Genomic DNA, 5,090 nt, shown 5'->3' with positions numbered 1-5,090 from the left:
ATTAATAATAAACTCAAATTAATCAAAAGACTTGGATATGGATTTCGTAACTTTAGTAATTTTAGATTACGTAGTTTATTAAACTGGCACTTTAGTATTAATTCTCCATAAAAGTGACGCAAGAGCCGCAATATCTTGTAGCTTCATCGAAATTAGATGAACCAATTAAACTAAGATATGACATAGCTTATCAAAATTGTCAGTTAAATATAATTGAAAAAGCGATTGCATCAGCTTTAGCTAAATCAAAACTTTCTCAAGATAAAAAGAAGCGAATTAGAGGTACATACCAATACGTTAGGGCTTCTGAACCAGTTCCAGATTTTAGCTATCTCAAAGAGTTAGAAGCTATTATTGCTGGTTCGGATATTCGTATAGGAGTTAAACGTGCTTATTCACTTGCAAGTGCTAAATCTAGAGCTTTTACTGTAGATATAATTATTGTCAGGTTAATTAAAGAGACTCAGAATTTAAGCTTGCAAGACAAACAAAACTATTTACTTACTTATCAAGAAATTCGGGATGGAAAAAAAATATCTCATCCAGAAACTTTGCAATTATTGAATTCATTTATCCGTGACTCTAATATTTCAGATAGCAGCAAAGTAATTTATTTTTTGGCACAGAATGTGTTTCTTGAAAAAGATTCAGAAGCAGCAAAAAAAGACTTTGGTACAATTGAAAATGTCGGTCGTTTTGTGACTAAGGCAGGTAGCACAGTCGTACCTATGGGTACAGGTGTTCTCAACGCTTTAGGAGCAGAAACAGCGACAGGTGTAGCTATTACTAGCTTGAGTGGAGGATCACTTACTACAGCGACTTTAGCCGCTTTGGGTGGAGGTTCTGTAGCTACGGGTGGGTTGGGAATGCTAGGAGGTTTAGCAGTAGTTACTGGGGGAGCAGCTTTAATTGGGGCGGCTGGACTGGTATCTGTTGCGCTTGTTTCTCAAATGGACGGAGAAGACTTGAAGAATTTAGGAATTGCAGCAGTTACAGGAACTTTAGCCGGTGCAGGTGCTGTTCTCATTGCTTGGACTGCTGCTTCTGCTTTGGGTATAGCAGGTACACTATCTGGAGCAGCCGCTATTACTTCACTAATCTCAGCTTTGGGAGGACTTAGCGTTCTTACAGGGGGTGCATCTTTAATAGCCTTTGGTGCTGGTTTTGTTGTCTGGTCATTCCTCAAAGGACAAAAACGTAGAGATGCGAATATACTACACCAGCTAGAATCACGATTGTACACTTTAACAGAAATGCCAACCTCTCCTAAGCTAAAGGAATTTATTGAGTTTCTTAACCAGAAATTAAATAACGAGTATAAAATTGAGGGCTTTGAAATTGCTCCTAATATTACCTTAGATAATTTATCAAATACTATATCTAGCTATGCGGTTTCTGTTATGGAATCTGATGAAAAAATATTAGCCTTAAAGAATACTGGCTTTTGGAATGATGCTAAAGAAGGTATTGTATTAACCAATAAAAAATTGATTTGGAAAAGTGGATGGTCAGCAACTGAGTTTATTGCTTTTTATGCTATATCGGAATATCGAAAATTACCCGAACTGCCTGTAGATGAAGAAAATGCACATTTTTATAGGCTAATGCAAGAAATAGGGGAAAAATATGATGATCTTTAAAAATAGAAAAATTCTCATTTTTTAAACTTGACTCGTTCCTTGATTCTATCTAGAGAATAGAAAGGAGATAAATTGTCTCGTTTTTAGGATTAGGTTGCTAATTTTGCTATGATTGATGTATTGTAGACTATATGTCACAGCAAACATTCATGTCAATTATCGAATGCAAGGAACACAAATTTCTTTTTTTCCTAACGAGGATGAGCATAATCCTAGCCAAAAGCAAAAGAAGCCGAAATTAGGACGTTATGAGCGTATTCAGCGCGAACTAGATGAAGATAAATCTGATCCATATAAGATATTTACTGATGTTAGTTCCCCACCCAGTCCATTATCTAAATATACTTTTGTGGATCTGTTTTGTGGTGCTGGGGGAATCACACAAGGTTTATTTCAAGCTGGATTCACACCATTGGCTAGTGTAGAAATTAGTCCAATTGCTTCTGCAACGCACAAAAAAAATTTCCCACAATGTCATCATTTCTGTGGAGATATTGAACAATTTTATTCCCAAAATTGGCTGCAACAAATAGGCTCACCTGATGTAAATGTTGTTGTTGGTGGTCCACCATGTCAAGGATTTTCAGTAGCCGGAAAACGTGATCCCAAAGATCCTCGAAATAGGTTATTTTATGAATTTGTGCGTGTTGTTTCAGAAATACGCCCTTGGTATGTAGTGATGGAAAATGTACCAGGTATTTTGACAATTCAAAACGGGGATGTAAAGACAGCAATTATTGAAGCTTTTGAGTCTATTGGTTATCCTCATATTTCTGTGGCAATTCTGGAATCTGCGGCTTATGGAGTCCCACAAATTCGACCAAGAGCTATTTTTATCGCTAATAGATTTGGAATGCCAAATCCTTATCCTCAAGCGCAATTAAACCAAGAAGAATACAAACCTATTGAATCAGCAATTTCTGATTTACCAGAATACACTCGAATATCGGAAATTAATCACGAATGGACTAAACATTCACCGGAGTATATGGAACGTCTTGCTCAAGTTCCTCCTGGTGGTTCTTTATATACAAAATATGTTGATGCTTTCAAACGACAATATCCTGGTAAACCGAGTATGACTGTGAAAGAAAATCATGGTGGTACACATATTCATCCATATTTAAATCGCGTGATTTCCGCTAGGGAAATGGCCAGATTACAAACATTTCCCGATTCGTTTATTTTTGAAGGTAGTATGAAAAAAGCGATGTGGCAAATTGGCAATGCTGTACCACCACGTTTAGCAGAGTGTATTGGTTATGCACTGATTCCTTACTTAAATGATATTGCAATTAACATAAGACAATCTGCTAATTTACCTCATTTTGATCAACCTGAGATAGTTTTTGGTTAAGTGCATTACGCCAAGTTTCAAAATCATACCAACCACAACCAATACAACCTTCCTCAGCTTCATCACCTCGCTGATGTTGGGAAGGCCAATTTTCACCTGATTTATACCAGAATTTAATACCAAAAGGTGTACCGCGTTTACCAGTTTTTATACAACGTTCACAACTTCTCGATTTTAAAAGATTATGATTTCCAGACGCATCTTTCTTGAGTAATTGAAACTTTTTCCTAATTTCGGTTTCACTCATAGAAGTTAAATGTGGAGCTTCACTTTTTCCCCAACGTTCCATTGGAAACCTATGGTCAATAACTAGCTCATGCTTCTCTCTTTGTCTCTGTTCTATTACATCTGTATATGAATAAGCCTGGAGAATTCTTTGAACTAAAGAAGCTGGTATATTAGAAGCTGAATTAGCCGATTTTATCTCTCCTGTCCAGCAATCTCCTAAACGTATTTGTTGACAAGTTGGACAAAAATTCTTTTGTGTTTCAATGACAAGACCAGGACGACTTCTTGTCCCGCGTTGTAATCCCTGAATACCTCCACCACCGGCATACTGAGTTGATCCTACGTTTTTGCCTTCGCACTCTCTACAATGCCATTTTTGATCTGATAAAAGGTTAAAGACTTGTAATTGAGTTGCTCCTTGTCTAAATTGGGCTTTAATTGTCTCGACTAAATTTTGTTGGTTTGTCACTGTATTCTATCGGCTTCAATTTCCAGATTTTTGAGCAGAACGGAAACACTAATACCTAAGCCATCTGCAAGACTTACAAGAGCAGTCAGGGAAGGATTTCTAACTCCACGTTCCACACCAGAAATGTATGTGCGGTCTAAGTTAGCGCGTAGTCCTAACTCCTCTTGTGAAATTCCTAACTCCGTTCTGCGTTGTCTGACTAGATAACCTAAAGCATCAAGAATCTTTTGTTTTGATTCATTCATGTACTGATTTTGAGCTTTTATGGACTATCAGTCTACGGACGATGTGTCACATTATTTGAAATTTATTATTTGTTATTGACATCTAATGCTATGTCTAAAAATTCATGCAATTCTTAACTAAATAATCGGACAGGGTTTGAAATTTCTTGGAGTTTATGTTTGTGAATGACAATTCTTTCCCGTTTCCTCGTTCCTAGCCTCTGACTAGGAATGCAGTTGATGAGGCTCTGCCTCAACTATCAGCACAAAATCGGGTAAAGTAGCCTGTATTCTGGGATTGGAGGCAGAGCCTCCTGGTAGGTATTCCCAGTCAGAGACTGGGAACAAGTCAAACATCCTCTTAGATAAGCAACAAAAAAATTCCCTGCCGCAAGGTGGTGGATTTTTTATGGAATTGGGTTAGGTTCATTGTCAAAATTTCTTAACTCTCTGCATTCATAGACATTTGAGTCAATTTCTCTAGTAACTTGTAAATTTCTGTCCCAATTTTATTTTCTGGATAATCTGGATCATTTGGGTTACATTCACCAAGCATTTTTGCTCTGGAAATTGCTTGTTGGATATCTTCAATTATTTTTCCATTAGATGGTTGTTTACGACTTTCGTAAATGATATTCCAGAGCTTTTTACAAATTCCTGGTCTTTTTTGAATGTATTGATTTTTAATATAATCTTTTAAGCTAGTAGTGTATAGATGTTCTGGAATAGCATCTTGCAAACTCGTTTTTAATAGATGTTCTGGAATACAATCTTGCAAACTCGTTTCTAAATCAAAAAAGTGCAGAATTAACCAAATTTCAAAGCAAGGATTACTAATACATAATTTATATATTGGATTATCATCACACTTTTCTAATATCTGAGAAATAGTTTTTTTCCGACTATCATAATCATAAGAACACCCGGTAAGTGGGAAACGAGCGTGGCTTGGCTCCCTGAGAGGGAAACGACACGAGCGGTTTTAACCGCTGTGGATATTAAAATTGAAACCAGATTTTTGATTGGAATCTGGAAACCAACTCCCATTCCTGGGGTAATGTTAGCCTCGACCTGTTATAAGGTTTATCAACTAGAAAACCATAAGCATACTGTTTATCCTGATTTCTAAACTCAAATTCAAACCTGGATGGTTTTGTATAACAGGTTTTATC

Annotated in this window: 5 protein-coding genes and 1 pseudogene; 3 read left to right on the top strand and 3 right to left on the bottom strand. The window is 36.7% G+C overall.

Going from position 1 to position 5,090, the window contains the following annotated elements; translation table 11 throughout:
* The 3 genes from IQ228_RS20745 to IQ228_RS20735 all read left to right on the top strand — a co-directional run.
* The coding region (locus IQ228_RS20745) for a transposase (RefSeq protein WP_143336292.1) at positions 1-111 on the top strand (111 nt) is incomplete at its 5' end.
* Positions 112-113: 2 nt separating this feature from the next.
* Positions 114-1,640 carry a hypothetical protein gene (locus IQ228_RS20740; RefSeq protein ID WP_193964241.1) on the top strand — a complete coding sequence of 509 codons (1,527 nt, stop codon included), beginning with the start codon at positions 114-116 and terminating at the stop codon, positions 1,638-1,640.
* A gap of 163 nt (positions 1,641-1,803) precedes the next feature.
* Positions 1,804-2,997 carry a DNA cytosine methyltransferase gene (locus IQ228_RS20735; protein WP_193964239.1) on the top strand — a complete coding sequence of 398 codons (1,194 nt, stop codon included), beginning with the start codon at positions 1,804-1,806 and terminating at the stop codon, positions 2,995-2,997.
* Here IQ228_RS20735 and IQ228_RS20730 read toward each other — a convergent pair.
* The 3 genes and pseudogenes from IQ228_RS20730 to IQ228_RS20720 form a co-directional block, all read right to left on the bottom strand.
* Positions 2,954-3,694 (bottom strand): restriction endonuclease, encoded by a 741-nt coding sequence (locus tag IQ228_RS20730; RefSeq protein WP_096666642.1) that lies wholly within the window; start codon positions 3,692-3,694, stop codon positions 2,954-2,956. The two genes, IQ228_RS20735 and IQ228_RS20730, sit on opposite strands and share 44 nt — an antisense overlap.
* Positions 3,691-3,939 (bottom strand): helix-turn-helix domain-containing protein, encoded by a 249-nt coding sequence (locus IQ228_RS20725; protein WP_096666639.1) that lies wholly within the window; start codon positions 3,937-3,939, stop codon positions 3,691-3,693. Before IQ228_RS20725 ends, IQ228_RS20730 begins: the two co-directional genes overlap by 4 nt.
* Positions 3,940-4,360: 421 nt before the next feature.
* A pseudogene (locus IQ228_RS20720) lies at positions 4,361-4,825 on the bottom strand (RloB domain-containing protein); the annotation flags it as partial.
* Positions 4,826-5,090: the final 265 nt, after the last annotated feature.

Source organism: Dolichospermum sp. LEGE 00246, assembly GCF_015207865.1.
Classification (GTDB): Bacteria; Cyanobacteriota; Cyanobacteriia; order Cyanobacteriales; family Nostocaceae; genus Dolichospermum; species Dolichospermum heterosporum.
This window is presented reverse-complemented; position numbering and strand designations above follow the sequence as displayed.

Excerpts from the sequence above, each read along its gene's own strand:
- IQ228_RS20725 (WP_096666639.1), bottom strand. The coding sequence starts at position 3,939 with ATGAATGAATCAAAACAAAAGATTCTTGATGCTTTAGGTTATCTAGTC.
- IQ228_RS20735 (WP_193964239.1), top strand. The coding sequence starts at position 1,804 with ATGCAAGGAACACAAATTTCTTTTTTTCCTAACGAGGATGAGCATAAT.